General features: G+C 58.3%; 21 protein-coding genes and 1 other RNA gene. 6 read left to right on the top strand and 16 right to left on the bottom strand.

The window, feature by feature from the left end:
• Positions 1 to 3: 3 nt before the first annotated feature.
• From tpiA to rlmE, 5 genes are all read right to left on the bottom strand, one after another.
• On the bottom strand, positions 4 to 759 hold the full coding sequence (gene tpiA / locus JOE29_RS03990; protein ID WP_058444171.1) for a triose-phosphate isomerase: 756 nt from the start codon (positions 757 to 759) through the stop codon (positions 4 to 6).
• Positions 760 to 825: 66 nt separating this feature from the next.
• The gene (glmM, locus tag JOE29_RS03985) at positions 826 to 2,169 is read right to left on the bottom strand and encodes a phosphoglucosamine mutase (protein WP_210078813.1); all 1,344 of its coding nucleotides are present in this window, start codon (positions 2,167 to 2,169) and stop codon (positions 826 to 828) included.
• 16 nt (positions 2,170 to 2,185) lie between these two features.
• The gene (folP, locus tag JOE29_RS03980; protein WP_122255260.1) at positions 2,186 to 3,037 is read right to left on the bottom strand and encodes a dihydropteroate synthase; all 852 of its coding nucleotides are present in this window, start codon (positions 3,035 to 3,037) and stop codon (positions 2,186 to 2,188) included.
• 8 nt (positions 3,038 to 3,045) lie between these two features.
• On the bottom strand, positions 3,046 to 4,950 hold the full coding sequence (gene ftsH, locus JOE29_RS03975) for an ATP-dependent zinc metalloprotease FtsH (RefSeq protein WP_003313633.1): 1,905 nt from the start codon (positions 4,948 to 4,950) through the stop codon (positions 3,046 to 3,048).
• Between the two features lie 193 nt (positions 4,951 to 5,143).
• Complete coding sequence (gene rlmE, locus JOE29_RS03970) at positions 5,144 to 5,794, bottom strand: 23S rRNA (uridine(2552)-2'-O)-methyltransferase RlmE (RefSeq protein ID WP_003313635.1); 651 nt, start codon at positions 5,792 to 5,794, stop codon at positions 5,144 to 5,146.
• 103 nt (positions 5,795 to 5,897) lie between these two features.
• Between rlmE and JOE29_RS03965 the strand changes: the two genes are divergently transcribed.
• Positions 5,898 to 6,209 carry a YhbY family RNA-binding protein gene (locus tag JOE29_RS03965; RefSeq protein WP_003340569.1) on the top strand — a complete coding sequence of 104 codons (312 nt, stop codon included), beginning with the start codon at positions 5,898 to 5,900 and terminating at the stop codon, positions 6,207 to 6,209.
• A gap of 79 nt (positions 6,210 to 6,288) precedes the next feature.
• On the opposite strand, the gene greA is transcribed toward JOE29_RS03965, so the two are convergent.
• The 7 genes from greA to grpE all read right to left on the bottom strand — a co-directional run bounded on the left by greA (position 6,289) and on the right by grpE (position 16,359).
• The gene (greA, locus tag JOE29_RS03960; protein ID WP_003340567.1) at positions 6,289 to 6,765 is read right to left on the bottom strand and encodes a transcription elongation factor GreA; all 477 of its coding nucleotides are present in this window, start codon (positions 6,763 to 6,765) and stop codon (positions 6,289 to 6,291) included.
• The gene (gene carB, locus JOE29_RS03955) at positions 6,762 to 9,983 is read right to left on the bottom strand and encodes a carbamoyl-phosphate synthase large subunit (protein ID WP_003340565.1); all 3,222 of its coding nucleotides are present in this window, start codon (positions 9,981 to 9,983) and stop codon (positions 6,762 to 6,764) included. The genes greA and carB overlap by 4 nt, the downstream gene beginning before the upstream one ends.
• Positions 9,984 to 10,119: 136 nt before the next feature.
• Positions 10,120 to 11,256: a glutamine-hydrolyzing carbamoyl-phosphate synthase small subunit gene (carA, locus tag JOE29_RS03950; RefSeq protein ID WP_003395184.1), complete on the bottom strand. Its 1,137-nt coding sequence runs from the start codon at positions 11,254 to 11,256 to the stop codon at positions 10,120 to 10,122.
• A gap of 216 nt (positions 11,257 to 11,472) precedes the next feature.
• Positions 11,473 to 12,276 carry a 4-hydroxy-tetrahydrodipicolinate reductase gene (dapB, locus tag JOE29_RS03945; RefSeq protein ID WP_210078812.1) on the bottom strand — a complete coding sequence of 268 codons (804 nt, stop codon included), beginning with the start codon at positions 12,274 to 12,276 and terminating at the stop codon, positions 11,473 to 11,475.
• A gap of 21 nt (positions 12,277 to 12,297) precedes the next feature.
• Complete coding sequence (dnaJ, locus tag JOE29_RS03940) at positions 12,298 to 13,440, bottom strand: molecular chaperone DnaJ (RefSeq protein WP_003395180.1); 1,143 nt, start codon at positions 13,438 to 13,440, stop codon at positions 12,298 to 12,300.
• 327 nt (positions 13,441 to 13,767) lie between these two features.
• A complete protein-coding gene (gene dnaK, locus JOE29_RS03935) occupies positions 13,768 to 15,684 on the bottom strand; it encodes a molecular chaperone DnaK (protein WP_003313641.1) in 1,917 nt (638 codons plus the stop codon).
• Positions 15,685 to 15,795: 111 nt separating this feature from the next.
• On the bottom strand, positions 15,796 to 16,359 hold the full coding sequence (gene grpE / locus JOE29_RS03930) for a nucleotide exchange factor GrpE (protein ID WP_003313642.1): 564 nt from the start codon (positions 16,357 to 16,359) through the stop codon (positions 15,796 to 15,798).
• Positions 16,360 to 16,629: 270 nt separating this feature from the next.
• Between grpE and recN the strand changes: the two genes are divergently transcribed.
• The gene (gene recN, locus JOE29_RS03925; protein ID WP_137983072.1) at positions 16,630 to 18,303 is read left to right on the top strand and encodes a DNA repair protein RecN; all 1,674 of its coding nucleotides are present in this window, start codon (positions 16,630 to 16,632) and stop codon (positions 18,301 to 18,303) included.
• Between the two features lie 44 nt (positions 18,304 to 18,347).
• On the opposite strand, the gene fur is transcribed toward recN, so the two are convergent.
• Positions 18,348 to 18,755: a ferric iron uptake transcriptional regulator gene (fur, locus tag JOE29_RS03920; RefSeq protein WP_003313643.1), complete on the bottom strand. Its 408-nt coding sequence runs from the start codon at positions 18,753 to 18,755 to the stop codon at positions 18,348 to 18,350.
• Between the two features lie 98 nt (positions 18,756 to 18,853).
• Here fur and JOE29_RS03915 point away from each other — a divergent pair, with 98 nt between their 5' ends.
• A complete protein-coding gene (locus JOE29_RS03915) occupies positions 18,854 to 19,375 on the top strand; it encodes an outer membrane protein assembly factor BamE (RefSeq protein WP_003395171.1) in 522 nt (173 codons plus the stop codon).
• A gap of 75 nt (positions 19,376 to 19,450) precedes the next feature.
• Here the strand turns inward: JOE29_RS03915 and JOE29_RS03910 are convergent, their stop codons facing one another.
• From JOE29_RS03910 to JOE29_RS03900, 3 genes are read right to left on the bottom strand one after another with little or no spacing between them, the layout of a single operon-like run.
• A complete protein-coding gene (locus tag JOE29_RS03910) occupies positions 19,451 to 19,765 on the bottom strand; it encodes an RnfH family protein (protein ID WP_057406267.1) in 315 nt (104 codons plus the stop codon).
• Positions 19,758 to 20,192: a type II toxin-antitoxin system RatA family toxin gene (locus tag JOE29_RS03905; RefSeq protein ID WP_003340547.1), complete on the bottom strand. Its 435-nt coding sequence runs from the start codon at positions 20,190 to 20,192 to the stop codon at positions 19,758 to 19,760. Before JOE29_RS03905 ends, JOE29_RS03910 begins: the two co-directional genes overlap by 8 nt.
• Positions 20,193 to 20,199: 7 nt before the next feature.
• On the bottom strand, positions 20,200 to 21,603 hold the full coding sequence (locus tag JOE29_RS03900) for a sodium-dependent transporter (RefSeq protein ID WP_024648070.1): 1,404 nt from the start codon (positions 21,601 to 21,603) through the stop codon (positions 20,200 to 20,202).
• Between the two features lie 113 nt (positions 21,604 to 21,716).
• On the opposite strand from JOE29_RS03900, the gene smpB reads away from it, so the two are divergent.
• From smpB to ssrA, 3 genes are all read left to right on the top strand, one after another.
• The gene (gene smpB, locus JOE29_RS03895; protein ID WP_003313649.1) at positions 21,717 to 22,199 is read left to right on the top strand and encodes an SsrA-binding protein SmpB; all 483 of its coding nucleotides are present in this window, start codon (positions 21,717 to 21,719) and stop codon (positions 22,197 to 22,199) included.
• A gap of 308 nt (positions 22,200 to 22,507) precedes the next feature.
• Positions 22,508 to 22,792: a hypothetical protein gene (locus JOE29_RS03890; protein WP_003313650.1), complete on the top strand. Its 285-nt coding sequence runs from the start codon at positions 22,508 to 22,510 to the stop codon at positions 22,790 to 22,792.
• 110 nt (positions 22,793 to 22,902) lie between these two features.
• Positions 22,903 to 23,294, top strand: a transfer-messenger RNA (tmRNA) gene (gene ssrA, locus JOE29_RS03885).
• Positions 23,295 to 23,558: the final 264 nt, after the last annotated feature.

Here is a 23,558-nt window from a genome sequence, read left to right as displayed (position 1 = left end):
TTTTCAGTTTCCCGCGGCGCGACAGATCGCACCGAACTCATCTGCATTCAGGGAAGCTCCACCAATGAGCCCCCCATCGATATCCGGCATGCTGAAGAGCTCGACCGCATTGGCCGCCTTCACGCTGCCGCCATAGAGAAGTCGCACGCCTTGTGCGACTTCGGCATTCTCTTGTGCCAGTTGCGCACGGATTGCTGCGTGCACTTCCTGGGCTTCCTGAGGCGAAGCAGTCAATCCGGTGCCAATGGCCCAGACCGGCTCGTAGGCAATAACAGCGTTGACCAGTGCGTTGACGCCAAACTCGGCGATGACGCTGCTCAGCTGACGCCCTACCACTTCAAGCGTTTGCCCCGCCTTGCGCTCTTCCAGGGTTTCACCTACGCAAAGCACAGGTGTCAGACCTTTCGCCTGAATCGCCGCAAACTTCTTGTTCAGAACATCCTCTTGCTCGCCAATCAACTGACGACGCTCGGAGTGCCCGACAAGTACCAGTTTGCAACCTGCATCAGCCAGCTGACTCGATGCAACTTCACCCGTCAGCGCGCCCTGCTCAGCCTGAATGGCTGCATCCTGCGCACCAACGATGATCGACGTTGCCTTGAGCCCTTCGACTACCTGACAAGTAAACAGACTGGCAGGCATTACGGCGATATCGACGCTGCCTGGCAAAGACTGCTTGCACAAACCCTCGATCAGCTCAGCGACGCTGGCGCGGGTACCGTGCATTTTCCAGTTACCAGCTACCATTGGGCGACGCATGCTACACCTCGTGGGTCAAAGTGGGCGCAGATGTTACCCAACAGTTCCGACACTGGCAAGCCGAAATCAGGCGCAAACTTCAGTAACCAGTTTTGCGAGTTCTTCGGCGTACGCCCTGACCTGCGTTTCGTCCTCGCCTTCGACCATGACGCGCACCAGCGGCTCGGTACCCGATTTGCGCAGCAGTACCCTGCCACGCCCGGCCATCTGCTCGGTGACGCGGGCGCAGGCCTCCTGGACCGACGGATGCGTGACCGGGTCAACACCCGACCCGGCGAAGCGTACGTTGATCAGGATTTGCGGGCACTTTCGCAATTTCAGACGCGCTTCGGCCAGGCTCACACCACTGCGACGCAGGGCCAGTATCACCTGCAACGAGGCAATAATCGCATCACCGGTGGTGGCGTGCTGGAAACAGACGATATGACCGGAGTTTTCACCGCCTATCTGCCAGTTGCGCTCTAGCAGCTCGGCGATCACATAGCGGTCACCGACATTGGCCCGAACAAAAGGAATACCCTGCTCGGCCAGGGCCAGCTCAAGCCCCAGGTTGCTCATCAATGTGCCGACGACGCCGCCCTGCAAGCGACCCCGCTCATGCAGGTCGCGGGCGATGATGTAAAGCAATTCGTCGCCATCGACGATGGTCCCGGTGTGATCAACCATCAACACGCGGTCGCCGTCACCGTCGAAACCGATGCCCATGTCCGCATGCTCTTCAAGCACGGCGGCCTGCAGGGCTTCCATGTGCGTGGAGCCGCAGTTCTTGTTGATGTTGAGCCCGTCAGGTTGCGCGGAAAGCACCACCACCTGCGCGCCCAGCTCACGAAACACGTTGGGCGCCACCTTGTAGGTCGCACCGTGGGCACAGTCGATGACGACCTTGAGGCCGGCGAAGTCAGTGCTGGTAGGCACGCTGCTTTTGCAGAATTCGATGTAACGCCCGGCCGCATCGTTGATCCGCGAGACCTTGCCGAGGTTCTCGGACTCAGCCACGGTCATCGGTGCGTCGAGCAGCTCTTCGATCATCATTTCGATCTCGTCAGGCAGCTTGGTGCCCTGACCGGAGAAGAACTTGATGCCGTTGTCGTAGTGCGGATTATGCGAGGCGCTGATGACGATGCCAGCCTCGGCATGAAAGGTACGTGTCAGATAGGCGATGGCCGGTGTCGGCATCGGGCCCAGCAAAAGAACGTCAGCGCCCGCAGCGGAGAGGCCGGCCTCGAGGGCCGACTCGAACATGTAGCCGGAGATGCGCGTGTCCTTACCGACAAGAATCCGGCAGGCGCCCATCTTGCGAAACGCCATGCCGGCGGCCCAACCCAGTTTCAGCATGAACTCGGGCGTGATCGGGAATTGCCCTACACGACCGCGAATGCCGTCGGTTCCGAAATATTTTCTGGTAGTCATGGATGCCCCACTGTTGTTATTCAGCTGCTTCGACAGCTGCGATCATGCGCACCACGTCAGCCGTTTCGGCGACATCATGCACACGCAGAATTCTTGCCCCTTTGGCCATCGCCAGAACCGCCAAGGCGAGCCCGCCGGACAGACGCTGGTCGACGGGACGCCCCAGCACAGCACCGATCATGCTCTTGCGCGAAACACCCACCAGCAAAGGCCGGCCGAGCGCGTGCAGCGCTTCCATATGCTTGAACAGGCTCAGATTGTGCTCCAGTGTCTTGGCAAAGCCAAAGCCCGGATCGAGAATGATCTGCTGCTGACCGATGCCAGCAGCGACGCACTGCTTCATGCGCTCAGCCAGGAAGGCACAGACCTCGCCCACCAGGTCATCGTAGTGCGGGTCATTCTGCATGGTTCCGGGCTCGCCCAGCATATGCATGAGACAGACCGGCAAACCGGTGCTTGCGGCCGCCTCAAGCGCGCCTGAGCGCTGCAGCGAGCGAACGTCGTTGATGAGACCGGCACCCAGGCCAGCCGTCGCCAGCATGACCTCAGGCGTGGAGGTATCCACCGAGATGATCACATCCAGCTCGCGCGCGATGACCTCGACCAGCGGGGCCACACGCTCGACCTCTTCCGACGCAGAGACAGGACGCGCGCCCGGACGCGTTGACTCGCCACCGACATCGATAAGCGTCGCGCCAGCCTGCACCATTGCCTCGGCGTGACGCAGCGCCGCATCGAGCTGGCTGTAGCGGCCGCCATCGGAAAATGAGTCTGGGGTTGCGTTGAGGATGCCCATCACGTGCGTATGGGCCAAATCAAGAACCCGGTTGCCGCAAGGCAACCGGGTTGGGTACAGCGCAGATGTCATGTCAGACCTTAGTGCTCGGCAGCAGGGCCGCCAATCGGAGTTTCTGGACGAGGGTCAGGCGTGATCGGCGTACCGTTGGTACCCGAACCTCCACCCCAGTCACGCGGCTCACGCGGAGTACGGCCGGTCATGATGTCGTCGATCTGGTCGGCATCAATGGTTTCGTACTTCATCAGCGCGTCGGCCATCGCTTCCAGCTTGTCGCGATTATCCGTCAACAGCTGCTTGGCGGTGCCATAGCAGTGGTCGATGATGCTGCGCACTTCGGAGTCGATAAGCTTGGCAGTATCGCCGGAAACACTGGAGTTCTGGCTGCCACCACGCCCCAGGTAACCTGCATCTTCATCTTCCGAGTACATCAGCGGGCCAAGCTTTTCAGACAGCCCCCACTTGGTCACCATGTTCCGGGCAATCTGGCTGGCACGCATGATGTCATTGGAGGCACCGGTTGTGACGCCATCGAAGCCCAGAGTCATCTCTTCAGCAATACGACCACCATACAGCGAGCAGATCTGGCTGATCAACGCACGCTTGGACAGGCTGTAACGGTCTTCTTCAGGCAGGAACATCGTCACACCCAACGCACGACCGCGCGGAATGATGGAAACCTTGTAGACCGGATCATGCTCTGGCACCAGACGACCAACGATAGCGTGACCCGCCTCGTGGTAAGCCGTGTTGCGCTTTTCCTTATCGGACATGACCATCGATTTGCGCTCGGCGCCCATCATGATCTTGTCCTTGGCCAGTTCGAACTCTTTCATCTCCACAACGCGCTTGCCGGAGCGAGCCGCGAACAGCGACGCTTCGTTGACCAGGTTGGCCAGGTCCGCACCGGAGAAGCCCGGCGTACCGCGAGCGATAACGCCCGGGTTGACGTCTTCGCCCATTGGCACCTTGCGCATGTGAACCTTGAGGATCTGCTCACGGCCACGAATGTCCGGCAGACCTACAACTACCTGGCGGTCGAAACGACCTGGACGCAGCAGCGCCGGATCCAGTACGTCAGGGCGGTTGGTTGCGGCAATGACGATGATGCCGTCATTCATTTCAAAACCGTCCATCTCGACCAGCAACTGGTTGAGAGTCTGCTCACGCTCGTCATGACCACCGCCCATGCCGGCGCCACGATGGCGACCGACCGCGTCGATTTCGTCGATGAAGATGATGCATGGCGCGTGTTTCTTGGCTTGCTCGAACATGTCGCGAACGCGGCTCGCACCAACACCCACGAACATTTCGACAAAGTCGGAACCGGAAATCGTGAAGAACGGGACCTTCGCTTCGCCGGCAATGGCCTTGGCGATCAGCGTCTTACCAGTACCTGGAGGGCCGACCATCAGCACGCCCCGCGGAATACGACCGCCCAGGCGCTGGAACTTGCCCGGATCGCGGAGAAATTCGACCAGTTCGCCGACTTCTTCCTTGGCTTCGTCGCAACCGGCAACGTCAGCCAGGGTCGTCTTGACCTGATCTTCTGACAACAGACGCGCCTTGCTTTTGCCGAAGCTCATCGGGCCGCCCTTGCCGCCCGCCCCGCCCTGCATCTGGCGCATGAAGAACATGAACACCGCGATGATCACCAGTATCGGGAAGCTGGCCACCAGCAACTGAGTCCAGATGCTCTGCTGCTCAGGCTGCTTGCCTTCGATCACGACGTTGTTGCTGACCAGATCACCGATCAGGCCATTGTCCGGGATGTTCGGGCGGATGGTCTTGAAGGTGTCGCCATCGCTGCGCTTGCCCGTAATGACGTAGCCGTCAACAGAAACCTTCTCGACCTTGCCATCCTTGACCTGCTGGATGAACTCGGAATAGTTGAGGTTCTGCGGCTCGTTCGGGCTGGAGAAGTTGTTCATCACCGTCACAAGGACAGCCGCGATGATCAACCACAGGATCAAATTCTTTGCCATATCGTTCAATTAGCTACCCTCTGAAGCAAGCTCCACGCAGCAAGCGTGCCTCGCATGATATTCACCGGCCTAACTTACTACAGAACCTACAGATACGGCAGACACCGTCTGTAACCCTTTGTGAAACTTTGACAACATAATGTTCAGTCATGCTGCATCGGTAACGCCATTTGAAAAAAGCTATCGCGCCTTGTCAAAAACGTTCGATGCTGGCCGCGCCATCAATGCCGCGAAAGCCGCGAGCCAGCAGGTATTGCTCGCGGGACCTGTCGCGGGACGACGACGGCTTGCGCATCTGCACCTTGTCGAACAGCTTGCGGATATCCTTGTGGTAGACATCGAAGCCTTCACCCTGGAAGACCTTGATCAGAAAATCGCCACCGGGACGCAGTACCCGACCAGCAAGATCGAGCGCCAATTCGCAGAGAAACATTGCACGCGGCATATCTACAGCGCTCAATCCACTCATATTGGGGGCCATATCGGAAATCACAAGGTCTACCTGCGTATTACCGACTGCCTCGAGTATCTGCTCAAGAATCGCATCCTCGGTAAAATCCCCCTGAATGAAGGTCACATCGGGGATGCTGTCCATTTCAAGGATGTCGGAAGCGATCAGACGACCTTGACCGCCGATCAGACGACTGGTCACCTGCGACCAGCCTCCCGGCGCCGCGCCGAGGTCGATCACGGTCATGCCCGGACGGATGAGTTTGTCCTTTTCCTGGATCTCGAGCAGCTTGTAACTGGCACGCGAACGGTAACCGTCCTTCTGTGCCATTTTGACGTACTTGTCGTCGAAGTGTTCTTTGAGCCAGTTATGGCTTGTCTTGGAACGGGCCACGGGGCACCTCAAAAATAAACGAGTCGTGATTAACTGGGCGGTCCCGGACTCGCTCGGGTAAACTGGCCGCCGCTTTTAAAAGATCAGACGCAGAGGTCAGATTATGCCGCTCACTCCAGAGCAGAAGAAACAATACAAATCCATTGGCCACCATCTGAAACCGGTATTGATCGTGGCTGACAATGGTTTGACTGAAGGTGTACTTGCAGAGCTTGAACGCGCGCTGAGCGATCATGAGCTGATCAAGATCAAGCTCAACATCCTCGACCGCGAAAGCCGTCTCGGTGCCATCGCAGAACTGTGCAAGGCCGGTTCTGCCGACCTGGTTCAGGTCATCGGCAAAATGGCGTTGATCTATCGCAAGAACCCAAAGGTAAACAAGCAACTGTCCAACGTCCACCGCGCACACGGATAAAAACAGAAGTCAGGGCCGCCAAAAGCGAGCCCTGACTCTTTTTTGCCGCTGAAAGCACCCGTAAAAACGGGCGACAGCATCAGATATGACGCACTTCGACGATTTCGTACTCGATCACGCCACTCGGCGTTTTCACGACAACGACATCACCCTCTTCCTTGGCAATCAAGGCACGGGCAATGGGCGAGCCCACTGAGATCTTGCCTTTCTTGATATCTGCTTCGTCCTCACCCACGATCTGATAGACCACGCTTTCGTCAGTCTCGACATTGGCGATTTCGACTGTCGTGCCGAAGATCACCTTGCCGGTGTGCGGAATAGTCGTGACGTCGATGATCACAGCGTTCTGCATGCGGCCTTCGATATCACGAATACGCGCCTCGACCATCCCCTGCTGCTCGCGGGCAGCATGGTATTCGGCGTTTTCCTTGAGGTCGCCCAGTTCGCGCGCAGTACCGATGTCCTGGCTCAACTTGGGACGAATCACCTTGGTCAGGTGGGTCAGCTCTTCTTCCAGGGCGCGAGCGCCCTGGACGGTCATTGGGTATTTGATCATGCCTTCAATCCTGCATGGAGATCCTGCAAACGACGTACGGTCTTCTCCGGACCGAACTTGAGCGCTTCACAGATCGCTTCGCCTGCTGCAATGGTAGTGGTGCAGTAAATCTTGTGCTGCAGGGCGTTGCGACGGATGGAGTAGGAATCCGCGATCGACTGGCGACCTTCGGTGGTGTTGATGATCAGAGTGACTTCGTCGTTCTTGATCATGTCGACCACATGCGGACGGCCTTCGGTCACCTTGTTGACGCGACGCACTTTCAGGCCTGCCGCCTCGATCAGCTTGGCGGTGCCTGCGGTGGCAACGATCTCGAAACCAAGATTGATAAGGTCACGAGCGACCGCTTCAACCAGAGGCTTGTCATCGTCACGTACGCTGATGAACGCGGTACCGCCAGTCGGCAGCACTTCGCTCGCGCCCATCTGGGCCTTGGCAAACGCTTCGCCAAAGGTATCACCCACACCCATCACTTCACCGGTCGATTTCATTTCCGGGCCGAGGATCGGGTCAACGCCAGGGAATTTGGCAAACGGGAACACTGCCTCTTTCACGCTGTAGAAGTTCGGAATGATTTCCTTGGTGAAGTTCAGCTCTTTCAGGGTTTTGCCTGCCATCACGCGGGCAGCGATCATCGCCAGGGAAACACCGATGCACTTGGAAACGAACGGCACGGTACGCGATGCGCGCGGGTTGACTTCAATGACGTAGATGTCTTCGCCCTGAAGTGCCAGCTGCACGTTCATCAGGCCGACAACGCCCAGTTCAAGCGCCATCTTCTTGACCTGCTCGCGCATCTCGTCCTGGATGTGAGCCGGCAGCGAGTACGGCGGCAGCGAGCACGCGGAGTCACCGGAGTGAACGCCCGCCTGCTCGATGTGCTGCATGATCGCGCCGATCACCACGTCAGTGCCGTCGCAGACCGCATCGACGTCCATCTCGATTGCGCAGTTCAGGAAGTGGTCCAGCAGCACCGGGCTGTCGTTGGACACCTGAACCGCTTCGCGCAGGTAACGCTTGAGTTCGTCTTCCTGGTAAACGATTTCCATCGCACGGCCACCCAGTACATAGGACGGACGCACCACCAGTGGATAACCGATCTTCGCTGCGGCACGAATCGCTTCGTCTTCGCTGCGCACAGTGGCGTTTGGCGGCTGACGCAGGTTCAGACGCTCGACCATGTGCTGGAAGCGCTCGCGGTCTTCGGCACGGTCAATGGCATCGGGACTGGTGCCGATGATCGGCACGCCGGCAGCTTCAAGAGCACGCGCCAGCTTCAGAGGCGTCTGGCCACCGTACTGGACGATCACACCTTTCGGCTTCTCGACACGGACGATTTCCAGCACGTCTTCCAGGGTGACAGGCTCGAAGTACAGACGATCCGAGGTGTCGTAGTCGGTGGAGACGGTCTCCGGGTTGCAGTTGACCATGATGGTCTCGTAACCGTCTTCACGCAGCGCCAGCGCGGCGTGCACACAGCAGTAATCGAACTCGATACCCTGGCCGATGCGGTTCGGGCCGCCGCCCAGGATCATGATCTTGTCACGCGTCGACGGGTTGGCTTCGCACTCTTCCTCGTAGGTCGAGTACAGGTACGCGGTGTCGGTTGCGAACTCGGCTGCGCAGGTGTCGACGCGCTTGTAGACCGGGAACACTTCGAGCTTGTGACGATGCGTCCGCAGGTTCTTCTCGGTAACGCCCAGCAGCTTGGCCAGACGCGCGTCGGAGAAGCCCTTGCGCTTGAGACGGAACATCACGTCACGGTCGATTGCCGACAGACCCAGGGTCTTGATCTTCTCTTCGTCCTTGATCAGGTCTTCGATCTGCACCAGGAACCATGGGTCGATCATGTTCATGGCGAAGATTTCTTCGACCGTCATGCCGGCGCGGAAGGCGTCGGCGACGTACCAGATACGCTCGGCGCCCGGCACAGTCAGCTCGCGCTTGAGCGTGCTCATGCTTTCCGGATGGCTCAAGTCCAGCTTCGGATCAAGACCGCACACACCGACTTCCAGGCCGCGCAGGGCTTTCTGCAGGGATTCCTGGAAGGTACGGCCGATGGCCATGACTTCACCGACCGACTTCATCTGAGTGGTCAGACGTGCATCGGCCTTGGCGAATTTCTCGAAGGCAAAGCGCGGCAGCTTGGTGACGACGTAGTCGATCGACGGTTCGAACGACGCCGGGGTCTTGCCGCCAGTGATTTCGTTCGACAGCTCGTCAAGGGTGTAGCCCACTGCCAGCTTGGCGGCAACGCGAGCGATAGGGAAGCCGGTCGCCTTGGAAGCCAGTGCAGAGGAACGCGATACACGCGGGTTCATTTCGATCACGACCATGCGGCCGGTATTCGGGCAGATGCCGAACTGAACGTTGGAACCACCGGTTTCAACGCCGATCTCGCGCAGCACTGCCAGCGAGGCATTACGCAGGATCTGGTATTCCTTATCGGTCAGGGTCTGTGCCGGCGCTACGGTGATCGAGTCACCAGTGTGCACACCCATCGGGTCGAAGTTCTCGATCGAGCAGACGATGATGCAGTTGTCCTTTTTGTCGCGGACAACTTCCATTTCGTACTCTTTCCAGCCGATCAGCGATTCGTCGATCAGCAGTTCCTTGGTTGGCGACAGGTCCAGACCACGGGCGCAGATTTCCTCGAACTCTTCACGGTTGTAAGCGATACCGCCGCCGGTGCCACCCATGGTGAACGACGGACGGATGATGCAAGGGAAGCCGAGCTTTTCAAGAACTGCGTTGGCTTCTTCCATGCTGTGCGCGATACCGGAGCGCGGGCACGCCAGGCCGATGGACTTCATCGCCTTGTCGAAGCGCGAACGGTCTTCTGCCTTGTCGATGGTGTCAGCGTTGGCGCCGATCATTTCAACACCGAACTTCTCCAGAACGCCTTCGCGCTCCAGATCCAGTGCGCAGTTCAGAGCCGTCTGGCCACCCATGGTTGGCAGCAGTGCGTCCGGACGTTCTTTTTCGATGATCTTGGCAACGGTCTGCCACTTGATCGGCTCGATGTAGGTGGCGTCAGCCATGGCCGGGTCGGTCATGATGGTGGCAGGGTTGGAGTTCACCAGGATGACACGGTAACCCTCCTCACGCAGAGCTTTGCAGGCCTGGGCGCCGGAGTAGTCGAATTCACAGGCCTGGCCGATCACGATGGGGCCGGCGCCGAGAATCAGGATGCTTTTAATATCTGTACGTTTTGGCATGGGTTGTCACTCAAATCCGCAGGTCAGTCGGCAAGCCGTCTTGAACATTTGTCTGAGGTGGCCTGGGCGGCAGCGACCGGACATTGAGTCCGGGGCCGCCCTGGGCACCTGCGTATTACAGTCTCAAGGCAACCGGTCAGCGGCGCTTGGCCATGGCTTCGATAAAGCGATCGAACAAAGGCGCGACGTCGTTCGGGCCCGGACTCGCTTCAGGGTGACCCTGGAAGCTGAATGCGCTCTTGTCGGTCAGTTCGATACCCTGCAGGGTGCCGTCGAACAGCGACTTGTGAATGGCGCGAACGTTGCTCGGCAGGGTCGCCTCATCCACCGCAAAACCGTGGTTCTGGCTGGTGATCATGACCACACCGGTGTCCAGATCCTGGACTGGGTGGTTGGCACCGTGGTGGCCGTGGCCCATCTTCACGGTCTTGGCACCCGCGGCCAGCGCCAGAAGCTGATGGCCGAGGCAGATGCCGAACACCGGAATGTCGGTTTCCAGCACTTCTCTGATCGCCTTGATGGCGTAGTCGCACGGCTCCGGGTCACCAGGGCCGTTGGACAGGAAAACACCGTCCGGCTTGTAGGCGAGCACTTCACTGGCAGGCGTTTGCGCCGGCACCACGGTTACACGGCAACCGCGCTCGACCAGCATGCGCAGGATGTTCACCTTGACGCCGTAATCGTAGGCGACCACGTGATAAGGCAGCTCGGAGGCGGCAATTTCAGGGTGGCTGTCGGTTTTCAGATCCCAGACGCTGGAACGCCACTCGTAGGTGTCCTTGGTGCAGACTTCCTTGGCCAGGTCCATGCCCTTGAGGCCCGGGAAGCTGCGGGCAGCGGCGATGGCCGCCTCTTCGGTGATGTTATCGCCGGCCAGGATGCAGCCGTTCTGGGCGCCTTTCTCACGCAGGATGCGGGTCAGGCGGCGCGTATCGATGCCGGCGATGGCAACGACGTTGTTGGCTTTCAGGTAATCACCGAGGGACAGCTTGTTACGCCAGTTGCTGGCGACCAGAGGCAGGTCGCGAATGACCAGACCGGCAGACCAGACGCGATTCGACTCTGCGTCTTCAGGGGTGGTGCCGGTGTTGCCGATATGCGGGTAAGTCAGGGTAACGATCTGCTGGGCGTAGGAAGGATCGGTAAGAATTTCCTGATAGCCTGTCATTGCGGTGTTGAACACCACCTCACCAACGGTCTGACCGTCGGCTCCAATGGCTTCGCCGCGAAAAATGCTGCCATCAGCAAGGGCGAGTATGGCTGGCTTAGTCAAGAAGACCTCCCGTAAATAAAACCTGAAAGGGCGATCGCAGGCTGCAAAAAAGCGGAATGACGTAGTTACGTCACCCCGCTTTCTTATGGAATCATCTGCGCGCTTTTAGTGGACACACTAAAGCTGTAGCTTACAGAAAAGGCCCATTTTGGTCTACCACCAATGAGCCTGAAATGCGGGAAAATGCGACAGGGCCACGAATGACCCTGTATGAAATCAATGCAGACCCAACACATCCTGCATGTCGTAAAGCCCTGGCGCCTTGCCGTCGAGCCACATTGCAGCCCGCACAGCACCCTTGGCGAAGGTCATGCGACTGGATGCCTTGTGCGCGATCTCGACCCGCTCACCGTCCGCTGCGAACAGCACGGTGTGATCACCCACAACGTCACCGGCACGAATGGTCGCAAACCCGATGGTCTGACGATCACGCGCGCCGGTCTGGCCTTCACGACCGTAGACCGCGACTTTTTCCAGATCGCGACCCAGCGCATTGGCAACCACTTCACCCATACGCAAAGCGGTGCCGGACGGCGCATCGACCTTGTGCCGATGGTGCGCCTCGGTGATTTCGATATCGACCTCATCACCCAGAACGCGTGCAGCGGTGTCGAGCAGCTTCAGACACAGGTTCACACCGACGCTGAAATTGGCAGCAAAGACGATTGGAATGTCTTTGCCCGCCTCTTCCAGACGCTGCTTTTCTTCCGCGCTGAAACCGGTGGTACCGATAATCATCGCCTTGCCTGCCTTGCGACAGAACGCCAGATTTTTCAGCGTCACCGATGGATGAGTAAAGTCGATCAGAACGTCGAACTCGTCCGCCACCTTTGCCAGATCACCTGACAACGGCACGCCGATACGACCCAGCGCAGCCAGTTCGCCCGCATCAGCGCCCACCAGCGTGCTGTCAGGACGATCGATAGCGGCGGTCAGCCCGGCGCCCGGCGCCTGCTGAACCGCCTCGATCAAGGTCTTGCCCATACGCCCGGCGGCGCCTACTACAGCAATACGTCGCATGCCCTGCTCCCGTTGATAGCCTTACAGATCGCCGAAGAAACGCTTCACACCCTCAAACCAGCCACTGGCTTTCGGAGAATGGGACTCGTCGTTTTCAAGCGAGGTGCGGAACTCTTCAAGCAGCTCGCGCTGGCGCTTGCTCAGGTTGACCGGGGTTTCGACTGCAACACGGCACATCAAGTCACCGGCACCACCGCCACGCACTGGAGCGACGCCCTTGCCACGCAAGCGGAACTGCTTGCCGGTCTGGGTACCTTCGGGGATTTTCAGTTTGACGCGACCGTCCAGCGTAGGCACTTCAAGCTCGCCACCCAGCGCTGCATCGGTAAAGCTGATAGGCACTTCGCAGAACAGGTGCTTGCCGTCACGCTGGAAGATCGCGTGCTCGCGCACATTGATCACGACATACAGGTCGCCGGTCGGACCACCCTGAGTACCCGCCTCGCCTTCGCCAGACAGACGAATGCGGTCACCAGTATCAACACCTGGCGGCACTTTGACGGAAAGCGTCTTGGACTCTTCGACGCGACCTTCGCCATGGCAGGAATCGCACGGATCAGAGATGATCTTGCCGTGGCCGTGGCAGCGCGGACAGGTTTGCTGCACAGAGAAGAAACCCTGCTGCATGCGCACCTGACCAATGCCGCCGCACGTAGGGCATGTGACAGGCGAAGAACCTTTCTTGGCACCGCTGCCGTCGCACGGTTTGCAGTTGACCAGCGTCGGGACGCGAATATTCACGTTAGTACCGCGAACCGCCTCCTCCAGATTCAGCTCCAGCGTATAGCGCAGGTCGCTGCCACGCTGAGCGCCGCCACGACCACCGCCGCCACCGGCACGGCCGCCACCAAAGAAGTCGCTGAACACATCGCCGAAGATATCGGAGAAGTTGGCGCCACCGGCGCCGCCGCCAAAACCACCGCCGCCACCCATGCTCGGATCGACACCGGCATGGCCATACTGATCGTAGGCTGCGCGCTTGCTGGCGTCGGAAAGCACTTCGTAGGCTTCGTTGGCCTCTTTGAACAGCTCTTCCGATGCTTTGTCATCAGGGTTGCGGTCAGGGTGATGCTTCATCGCCAGACGGCGATAAGCCTTCTTCAGATCCGCCTCGCTGGAGCCTCGCTCCACTCCCAACACTTCGTAATAATCACGCTTTGCCATAATTCTTCCGCACTCTTGAGGACGTTCGGCGAAGGCTCTCCTGAGCCGCACCAAACTCGTTGAGCCCCATACAGGCCCGGACCCAACTCACGTCGATTCAACGATCCTGGTCTTCGTTCAGCAGCCAGATGCATCCGGCCGAGAAAGCGGCAGAATGATTCGCCACGCAGGAGCGTCGCGATCTTGCCACGTGGCGTGCGGAGCAACTCCACACGCCGAAATTTTTGCCTGTTCCAGACACGCCAACGCGGGAGCAAGCTCCCGCGCGGCGACATCCTACCAGTCAGCGCTCGAAAGAGGTCAACCGGCTTTCAAGTGAGCCTGCGCTTACTTGTGGTCTTTTACTTCTTCAAACTCGGCGTCGACGACATCGTCAGCCTTGGCAGTTTCTTCAGCTGGCTTGGCCGCAGCGTCCGGGTTTTCAGCCTGCTCGGCGTACATCTTCTGAGCGATTGGCGCGGAAACCTTCGACAGCTCTTCGACCTTGGCTTCAATGGCAGCCTTGTCGTCGCCTTTGATAGCGGCTTCCAGAGCAACCAGTGCAGCTTCTACCGCAGTCTTCTCTTCAGCGGTGACCTTGTCGCCCGCGTCAGCGATCATCTTGCGAGTCGAGTGGACCAGCGCATCACCCTGGTTACGGGCAGAGGCCAGCTCTTCGAACTTGCGATCTTCTTCGGAGTTGACTTCAGCATCGCGAACCATCTGCTGAATTTCTTCCTCGGACAGACCGGAGTTGGCCTTGATCACGATGGACTGCTGCTTGCCGGTGGCCTTGTCTTTCGCGCCAACGTGCAGGATGCCGTTTGCGTCGATGTCGAAGGTCACTTCGATCTGTGGCACGCCACGTGGAGCAGGTGGAATCTCGGCCAGGTCGAACTTGCCCAGCGACTTGTTCTGACCGGCTTGCTTACGCTCGCCCTGCAGGACGTGGATGGTTACCGCGTTCTGGTTGTCATCGGCAGTCGAGAACACCTGGGATTTCTTGGTAGGAATCGTGGTGTTTTTCTCGATCAGCGCAGTCATCACGCCGCCCATGGTTTCGATACCCAGAGTCAGCGGGCTGACGTCCAGCAGCAGAACGTCTTTGACATCACCGGCCAGGACTGCGCCCTGAATGGCAGCACCCATGGCAACGGCTTCGTCAGGGTTGACGTCTTTACGTGCTTCTTTGCCGAAGAACTCGGTCACCAGCTTCTGAACCAGCGGCATACGCGTCTGACCACCGACCAGAATCACGTCGTTGATCTTGCTTCTGTCGATGCCAGCATCTTTCAGCGCCATTTCGCATGGAGCGATGGTGCGCTGAACCAGGTCTTCAACCAGCGATTCCAGCTTGGAGCGGGAGATCTTCACTACCAGGTGCTTAGGACCGGTTGCGTCTGCAGTGATGTACGGCAGGTTGACTTCGGTCTGGGTGCTGGAAGACAGCTCGATCTTGGCTTTTTCGGCAGCTTCTTTCAGACGCTGCATGGCCAGCGGATCACCCTTGAGGTTCATGCCGCTTTCTTTCTTGAATTCGTCGACGAAGTAGTCGATCAGACGAATGTCAAAGTCTTCACCACCCAGGAACGTGTCACCGTTGGTGGCCAACACTTCGAACTGGTGCTCGCCATCGACTTCAGCGATCTCGATGACCGAGACGTCGAAAGTACCGCCACCCAGGTCATAAACGATGACAGTGTGGTCGCCCTTGGCCTTGTCCATACCGTACGCCAGCGCAGCTGCGGTAGGTTCGTTGATGATGCGCTTGACGTCCAGACCGGCGATACGGCCAGCGTCCTTGGTCGCCTGACGCTGACTGTCGTTGAAGTAGGCCGGAACGGTGATGACCGCTTCGGTAACCGCTTCACCGAGGTAGTCTTCGGCAGTCTTTTTCATTTTCTTCAGGATTTCAGCGGAAATCTGAGGAGGCGCCATTTTCTGGCCATTCACTTCAACCCAGGCGTCACCGTTGTCAGCCTTGACGATCTTGTAAGGGACCATCTGGATGTCTTTCTGAACGACATCCTCTTCGAACTTGCGACCGATCAGACGCTTCACCGCGTACAGGGTGTTGTGCGGGTTGGTGACCGCCTGACGCTTGGCGGACTGACCGACCAGGATCTCGCCATCATTTGCATAGGCGATGATCGAAGGTGTAGTACGAGTACCTTCAGCGTTCTCGATAACCTTGACGTTACCGTTTTCCAGAATGGAGACGCAGGAGTTGGTAGTCCCCAGGTCGATACCGATAATTCTGCCCATCTTTGACTCTCCCGAAACTTGCAAAACTTGGATTTGGTTGCCGCCAGTGCGTTGACACCGTGCGGTAGCTCTTAAACGCTTGACCTTTAAATGGGGGCCTTACAGCTGATTTCAAGCCTGCTCGTTGATTGACGGCGTTGCAGGCGATGGTGCCTTGCTGACCACGACCATGGCCGGGCGCAGCAGGCGACCATTAAGCTGATAACCCTTCTGAAATACCTTGAGCACCGTGTTGGGCTCAACGTCGGCACTTTCCTGCATGGCCATCGCCTGGTGCTGGTCGGCACTGAACGGTTGGCCGTGCGGATCGATGGCTTCCAGCTGATAACGCTTGAGGGTGTCCTGGAACATCTTCAAGGTCAGCTCGATGCCTTCACGCATCGGGCGAATGCTTTCATCGTCCGGACTGGACAGATCAAGGCCTCGCTCCAGACTGTCGATGATCGGCAACAGATCACCGGCAAATTTTTCCAGCGCAAACTTGTGCGCCTTTTCAACATCCTGTTCGGCACGGCGGCGGACATTCTGCAGATCCGCAGCCACGCGAAGGGATTGGTCCTGCGCAGCGGCCAGTTGCTCTTCGAGCACCTGCACACGGGTTGTCAGTTCATCGCCCGCGCCCGCCTCGGCAGCCTGATCCTGAGCCTGCGCATCCAGATTCTGTTCGTCAGCCATACATCTTCTCCTCTAAAAACGTCCGCGATCCCGATTCGCGCTTCTGCCCACCTATATGGGATCGGATTTTCCGGCTTCAAGGGTTTCTTGTGATCGAGATACGCATTCCCTGACAAATAATCCGGATTCCGGCCCGGCAAAAAATGGCGCATTGACACAAGAGAGACTAAAAACCACTGAAAACCGATCAAATCGAGCTAAGCAAGGGCATTGTCAGCCACAAATAAAACACTGTATAAATAACCAGACAAACAGCCCGGGAGCCGCTCAATGCTGGTGCACCTTTCCGTACACAACTACGCCATTGTCGAACACCTTGACCTTGAACTGGATCGAGGCATGAGCGTCATCACCGGCGAAACCGGCGCTGGCAAGTCGATCATGCTCGACGCCCTGGGCCTGACCTTGGGCGACCGCGCCGACAGCGGCGTGGTCCGGCCAGGCGCCGATAAGGCCGACATCCTGGCCACGTTCGACCTGGGCGATATTCCCGAGGCACAGACCTGGCTCAAAGAGCGCGACCTGGACAACGACGGCCCCTGCATCCTGCGCCGGGTCATCACCGCCGAAGGTCGGTCACGCTCCTATATCAATGGCTCGCCTTGCCCTCAGGGCGACCTGAAGGCGCTGGGCGAACTGCTCATCGATATTCACAGCCAGCATGAACACCAGTCGCTGCTCAAGACCGACACCCACCGACGCCTGCTCGACGAATACGCGGGTGCGACCGATCTGGCCCGTCAGGTTCATCTCGCGGCCCAGCGCTGGCGGCAGACGCGGCAGGAGCTCGAGCGCCTCTCCAATTCGGGTGACGAGCAACGCGCACGGCATCAGTTGCTGAGCTATCAGCTCGAAGAACTGGAAAGCCTGAGCCTGGGCGAAAACGAGCTCGAACAGCTCGAACAGGAACACAAGGACCTGACCAACGCCGAAAGCCTGCTGAGCATTTGCCGACAAGTGGTCGAGCAGTGCAGCGAAAGCGATTCCGGCAACGTGCTCAATGCCCTGACCGCCAGCCTGCATCGCCTTGGCAGCGTCGACCATTCCCCGTCCGCCCTGAGCGAGGCCACAGGACTGCTGTCCAGCGCGCAGATACAGGTAGAAGAAGCGGTAGGCGAGCTGAATCGCTTTCTGGATCACTTCGATGCCGACCCTGCCCGCCTGCAACAGCTTGAAGAACGACTCGATGCTATCTATACGCTGGCGCGCAAGCACCGCATCCAGCCAGGCGAAGTGGCGACACTGCAACAAAAGCTGCTGGATGAAATAGAAACGCTGAATGCCAACGACGAATCCATCGAACGGCTGGAGCATGAAGTGCAAGCATTCGCGCGGCACTATCAGGATAAAGCCCGCGAGCTGAGCGACCTGCGTCACAATTCGGCGACGAAACTGGCCAGCGCCGTAGAACAGGAAATTCATCGTCTGGGCATGCCCGGCGGTCGTTTCCAGATCGACCTCAAAGCCAACGCCAGCGTAGAACCCTCGTCTCACGGCCTGGAGCAGGTAGAGCTATTGGTCAGCGCCAACCCCGGCCAACCATTGAAAGCGCTGGCGAAAGTCGCGTCGGGTGGTGAGCTGTCGCGCATCAGCCTGGCGATTCAGGTTATCACTGCGCAAACCTCACGGGTGCCGACGCTGGTATTCGACGAAGTGGATGTGGGGATTGGCGGACCGACCGCCGAGATCGTGGGGCAACTGCTGCGTCGCCTGGGCGAGCGCGGCCAGGTCATGACCGTCACTCACCTGCCGCAGGTCGCGGCGCAGGGCCATCAGCACCTGTTCGTGCATAAGGTGCGGGACAACGACGCAACGCGCACAGCCGTATCCAGGCTCAGCAAGACTGAACGTATAGAAGAAGTCGCCCGCATGCTGGGCGGCATCGACCTGACCAAGGAATCTCTGGCGCACGCCAAAAAGATGGTCGTTACGGCTAAAAGCTGAGCGATAGAAAGCACAAAGGCGACCGCGGTCGCCCCTGTTGCTGATTACGCCTTCTTGTTACGGACGTAGAGCACCAGATTGTGGTCCACCAGGTCAAAGCCGTGTCTTTCGACAATGGCTTTCTGAAGCTTCTCGATTTCTTCGTCGAAGAATTCGATCACCTCACCCGATTCCACGTTGACCATGTGGTCGTGGTGGCCGCCATCAGCCAGCTCGAACACAGCATGACCGCCGTCGAAATTGTGGCGCACCACCAGTCCAGCGGACTCGAACTGAGTCAGAACACGGTAAACCGTGGCCAGACCGACGTCCTCGCTGGCCTCCATGAGAGCCTTATAGACATCCTCGGCACTCATGTGGCGTTGCTCTGCAGAATCGAGCATTTGCAGTATTTTGACCCGCGGTAAGGTTACCTTGAGTCCTACTTTACGTAGTTCGTTATTTTCAACCATGGTCAGCTTTCTCGCAGACGCTGCTTCGCAGCTTCTCTTAATGCAGGTATGATCGGAGTTTACGTTGTCCCAGCCAAGATAGTGGAAGTCGCCCACCGATGCAAAACACCAAGCTCTTGCTAACCAGTTTCACCTTCGTGGGACTGCTCGCACTCGCCGGTTGTTCATTCCCCGGGGTTTACAAAATCGACATCCAGCAGGGTAATGTCGTCACGCAGGACATGATAGACCAGTTACGCCCCGGAATGACCCGGCGGCAAGTACGGTTTATCATGGGCAACCCCCTGTTGACCGACACTTTCCACTCCGATCGGTGGGATTACCTGTACAGCCTGCAGCCAGGTGGCGGTGAACGCCAGCAGGAGCGTGTCAGCCTTATATTCAACGGCAATGACCAGCTCGTGAGCCTGTCTGGCGACTTCATGCCCGGCGTCAGCCGCGATGAAGCCATTCTCGGCAAGGGCAGCGACACCACTGCCCCGGCAGAGAACCAGCCAGTGCAGCAGCCTGAGGAACCGGCCAAGCCAGGTTCGTTGCTGGATACAATCCAGAAGGACGTGGACAGCGTCGAGACAGTACCGGTCCCGACCCAGGAGCCGCTGGACACCAACACCCGGTAGTCCAAAGGGCCCAACAAAAAGCCCGGCATGCCGGGCTTTTTTGTGTCTTCCATTCAGCCCGCGTTCAGCCCGAACTCATCCTGTAGGCGTTCTTTTCTCACGCGCCTTGGCCGCGCGCAGACGTCTGATCTCCATCGGGTCGGCCACCAGCGGACGATAGATCTCTATCCGCTCCCCCGCCTCCAGCACCCGCGCAGCAGGATCAGCCACCACCTTGCCGAAGATACCGACGGCGCATTGGCTCAGATCCAGCTCGGGAAACTCCTTGTCCATACCGCTGAGCGCCAGCGCGTGGCGTACCGAAGAGCCGACCGGCACATCGACCGTCTTCAATACCTGGCGCTGCACTGAGGCGTAGACCACCTCTATCTGAATCGATGCGTCAGCCATGCAGCTCTTTCGCTCGCTGGCAGAATGCATCCACCAGCGTGTTGGCTGCCTGATTGAACAGCGGCCCCAGCGTGGCGCGAACGATGGTGCCGGCATAATCGAAGGACAGATCCAGACTGATCTTGCAGGCTTTCTCGCCCAGCGGCTTGAACGTCCAGACACCGTGAAACTGTTCGAACGGCCCTTCGACCAGGTCCATCACGATCGACTCGCCGGGAACCAGCGTGTTGCGCGTCATGAATTTCTGGCTCAAACCACCCTTGGCGATCTCCAGGCTGGCGCGCATCTGCGCCTCACTGGCTTCAACCACGGTAGCGGACGAGCACCAAGGCAGGAACTCGGGATAACGAGCCACATCATTGACCAGGTCATAAAGGAACCTGGCCGGGTACGGCAGTAAAGCAGAGCGTTGTATATGCGTAGTCATGTGAGCGTCATTTCCAGAGCTGAGCGGCAAACACCACAAGAATGCCGAGCGGCGCCACGTAGCGCATCAAAAAGTACGTCAGGTTGAAGAGCAGCGGACTGCGAATCGACAATTCGTCGCGCACCGTCTCACGGCCCATCACCCAACCAGCGAATACTACAAAACACAACCCACCCAGCGGCAACATGATCCGCGAAGTGAAGAAATCAATGACTCCGAAGAAGTCCAGGCCAGTCGATGCGCCCCATTGATAGAGGTGGAATGCGCCTCCATCGTTCACGAAAAACTTGGCTTTTTGCCAGATATTGAACGAGAACACCGTACCCAGGCCCACAAACCAGCAGGTAAAGGCCAGCCAGAACGTCACCCAGGCGCGGCGAATACGGGTGCGCTCGACCAGGTAGGCAACCATCGGCTCTAGCAACGAAATCGCCGAACTCCAGGCTGCAACGGCCACCAACACGAAGAACACGATGCCCATCAACTGGCCGAACGCGACATTGCCGAATGCATAAGGCAGCGTGACGAACATAAGGCCCGGCCCCTCGCTGGGGTTCAGGCCTGCGGCGAACACGATCGGGAACAGCGCAAGGCCGGCCAACAGCGAAACGAAGGTATCGAGCAACGCGATGCCGACGACAGTGCTGCTGATCGACGCGCCTTTGGTCATGTACGCGCCGTAGACCATGATCGAGCCGACACCGACGCTCAGGGAAAAGAACGCATGGCCCATCGCAGGCAGCAAGCCATCCAGCACCTTCTCGGGATTGAAGTCGAACATGAAATGCACGCCTTCCATGAAATGCCCGGTGGTCAGGCTATAGCCCAACAGCGCGAGCATCAGCAGGAAAAGCATTGGCATCATGATGCGCAGACTCTTCTCCAGCCCGGCCTCGACACCTTTGCCGATCACCACCGCCGACAGCAGCATGAAAATCGTGTGCCACAGAATCAGGCGCCATGGGTCGGCAATCACCGCACCGAAATACGCACCGACCTGATCCGGCGACACACCCTGAAAGTCGCCGCGCCCCATGTCGATGATGTAATCCAGCGACCAGCCGCCCACCACACTATAAAAGGAGAGAATCAGCAGCGCCGTGATCATCCCGGCAAACGCCCCCCAGGACCAGCGCGGCGAATGACCCGCTTCCTGCGCCAGCGTCTTGAGCGCATTCGCAGGACTGAGCCGGGAACGACGGCCAATCAGCGTCTCGGCGATCATGACCGGAATACCGATCAGCGCGATGCACGCCAGAAAAACCAGTACAAATGCACCGCCGCCATAGGCACCGACCATGTACGGAAATTTCCAGATACTGCCCAGCCCCACAGCAGAGCCGGTGGCAGCCAGGATGAACACCCAGCGACTTGCCCAGCTACCGTGGACCGAAACCTTGTCCGTCGACATTATCGAAACGCCCAGCCAAAAAAGATCGCGCATTGTCCGGGATTCAACCTTTGTGCTCAAGCACGCGCTTTCCCGTAGCCGACATTGATGCAACTGCCTATAATGCGCCCCCTATGGCTAAGCTCAAGAAACACCCTACAGGGACCATCGCGCAAAATAAGAAAGCGCGTCACGATTACTTCATCGAACACAAGTTCGAGGCCGGTCTGGTCCTGTCTGGCTGGGAAGTAAAAAGCCTGCGTGCCACCAAGGTACAGCTGGTCGACAGTTATGTGCTGCTCAAGGATGGCGAGGCCTGGCTGATGGGTTGCCACATCACGCCTCTCAAGACTGCCAGCACACACGTCATCGCTGACCCGACACGCACCCGCAAACTGCTGCTGAACAAGCGCGAGCTCGAAAAGCTCACCAGTTCGGTTCAGCAGAAAGGCTATGCCTGCGTCGCCCTTTCCGTTTACTGGAAGGAGCACCTGGTCAAGTGCGAAATTGCGCTGGGTAAAGGCAAGAAGGAATACGACAAGCGTCACACCGAACGCGAACGCGATTCGGACCGTGAACTCCAGCGTGCCGTGCGCTCCAAGGGCAAGGAAGACTAGTTCCCGGCGCTGGCGTGTGCCAGATGTCCTGACCCGGACATTTGGCACTTCATATCGACCCCTTTACCCGCACACACCGCTCCACTCCCCCGCCTCAACCCGTTCGATACCTCAAAGCGAAGATCGCCTCATTTTGGTGCTTGAATGCGCAATGTGGCTATTTCGCAGTATTCCGAAAATAAAATAGAACGCCTGCGTTACACCACAGTCAATCCTTTAGGCCCAGCTACTAAACGGGCTTTCAAACCCCTCGGGCGACGGCCTCAAACACCGGCCATACCGAGTCCACAGGTTACAAGGAGAGACACATGAAGCGTACCGCCCTCACTGGATTGTTCCTCAGCGCCGCCCTGTTGGCTTCGCCGGTTTTTGCCGCCGATGATCTGTGCGCAGCGAACATCAAGACCATCGAAAACGCTAATACTTCGTCCAGCACCAACTTGAGCCCAGAAAACAAGACAATGCTCGAGACGACTGTGAAGAACGCCAAAGCGGCCCAAGCGCAGAACGACGAGAAAAAATGCGTCGAGATCACCACCAAGACGCTCACTGCCCTGAAAAACACCGGTTCGGGCAGCGAAGGCACCAAGTAAACCTTCGAGCAGGCCAGCCACCCAGGCTGGCCTGAACGATTGCAGCAGACGGGTCGACGTGTCACGCCAATTGGCGTACACTGCGCCCCAGCGATTGCGAAAGCAGTCTCGGGGCCGATTTGGATTCGACGCCGGTGATGAAACTTTAGGTGCATGCCGAGTTGGTAACAGAACTCGTAAATCCACTGTTGCAACTTTCTATAGTTGCCAATGACGAAACCTACGGGGAATACGCTCTCGCCGCGTAAGCGGTGCTAGCCTTCCTTCTGGTAGCTTCGGCTCCAGCAATCATCAGGGGATGCCTGTAAACCCGAAATGATTGTCATATAGAACAGGATCGTCGCCTAGTACGTTGTGGACGAAGCGACTAAAACTTACACAACTCGCCCAAAGCACCCTGCCCGTCGGGTCGCTGAGGGTTAACTTAATAGACACGGCTAAGCATGTAGTACCGACAGCGGAGTACTGGCGGACGGGGGTTCAAATCCCCCCGGCTCCACCAAATTGCAAATGAAGACGCCCTAGGGCGTCTTTTTTTGTGTCTGTGATCCAGAAAATACAGGGGTTTCGACGCTTTTGGAGTGCTATTGATATTGGCGCTCCAAAGGGTACTCCATGCACCTGATGCGAACTTCTGGAAGCGCACGGGCAAGCGGCTAGCACCGCGAATGATGACCCAAGAAGCACTGGGGGGCAGCGATTCCATGGAAACCGAGTCATCCACATGGCTCTTCAAAGGACCCGCCCCTCCAGGCGGATCCAGCCA

The organism is Pseudomonas sp. PvP009 (genome assembly GCF_017832995.1).
GTDB classification, from domain to species: domain Bacteria; phylum Pseudomonadota; class Gammaproteobacteria; order Pseudomonadales; family Pseudomonadaceae; genus Aquipseudomonas; species Aquipseudomonas syringae.
The sequence above is the reverse complement of the archived record's forward strand: the minus strand, read 5'-3'. Positions and strand labels throughout refer to the sequence as shown.

Excerpts from the sequence above, each read along its gene's own strand:
- JOE29_RS03910 (WP_057406267.1), bottom strand. The coding sequence starts at position 19,765 with ATGGCTGACGCATCGATTCAGATAGAGGTGGTCTACGCCTCAGTGCAG.
- recN (WP_137983072.1), top strand. The coding sequence starts at position 16,630 with ATGCTGGTGCACCTTTCCGTACACAACTACGCCATTGTCGAACACCTT.
- JOE29_RS03890 (WP_003313650.1), top strand. The coding sequence starts at position 22,508 with ATGAAGCGTACCGCCCTCACTGGATTGTTCCTCAGCGCCGCCCTGTTG.
- carB (WP_003340565.1), bottom strand. The coding sequence starts at position 9,983 with ATGCCAAAACGTACAGATATTAAAAGCATCCTGATTCTCGGCGCCGGC.
- glmM (WP_210078813.1), bottom strand. The coding sequence starts at position 2,169 with ATGACTACCAGAAAATATTTCGGAACCGACGGCATTCGCGGTCGTGTA.
- JOE29_RS03900 (WP_024648070.1), bottom strand. The coding sequence starts at position 21,603 with ATGTCGACGGACAAGGTTTCGGTCCACGGTAGCTGGGCAAGTCGCTGG.
- JOE29_RS03915 (WP_003395171.1), top strand. The coding sequence starts at position 18,854 with ATGCAAAACACCAAGCTCTTGCTAACCAGTTTCACCTTCGTGGGACTG.
- dnaK (WP_003313641.1), bottom strand. The coding sequence starts at position 15,684 with ATGGGCAGAATTATCGGTATCGACCTGGGGACTACCAACTCCTGCGTC.
- ftsH (WP_003313633.1), bottom strand. The coding sequence starts at position 4,950 with ATGGCAAAGAATTTGATCCTGTGGTTGATCATCGCGGCTGTCCTTGTG.
- folP (WP_122255260.1), bottom strand. The coding sequence starts at position 3,037 with ATGACATCTGCGCTGTACCCAACCCGGTTGCCTTGCGGCAACCGGGTT.
- dnaJ (WP_003395180.1), bottom strand. The coding sequence starts at position 13,440 with ATGGCAAAGCGTGATTATTACGAAGTGTTGGGAGTGGAGCGAGGCTCC.
- dapB (WP_210078812.1), bottom strand. The coding sequence starts at position 12,276 with ATGCGACGTATTGCTGTAGTAGGCGCCGCCGGGCGTATGGGCAAGACC.
- JOE29_RS03905 (WP_003340547.1), bottom strand. The coding sequence starts at position 20,192 with ATGACTACGCATATACAACGCTCTGCTTTACTGCCGTACCCGGCCAGG.
- greA (WP_003340567.1), bottom strand. The coding sequence starts at position 6,765 with ATGATCAAATACCCAATGACCGTCCAGGGCGCTCGCGCCCTGGAAGAA.
- smpB (WP_003313649.1), top strand. The coding sequence starts at position 21,717 with ATGGCTAAGCTCAAGAAACACCCTACAGGGACCATCGCGCAAAATAAG.
- fur (WP_003313643.1), bottom strand. The coding sequence starts at position 18,755 with ATGGTTGAAAATAACGAACTACGTAAAGTAGGACTCAAGGTAACCTTA.
- JOE29_RS03965 (WP_003340569.1), top strand. The coding sequence starts at position 5,898 with ATGCCGCTCACTCCAGAGCAGAAGAAACAATACAAATCCATTGGCCAC.
- grpE (WP_003313642.1), bottom strand. The coding sequence starts at position 16,359 with ATGGCTGACGAACAGAATCTGGATGCGCAGGCTCAGGATCAGGCTGCC.
- tpiA (WP_058444171.1), bottom strand. The coding sequence starts at position 759 with ATGCGTCGCCCAATGGTAGCTGGTAACTGGAAAATGCACGGTACCCGC.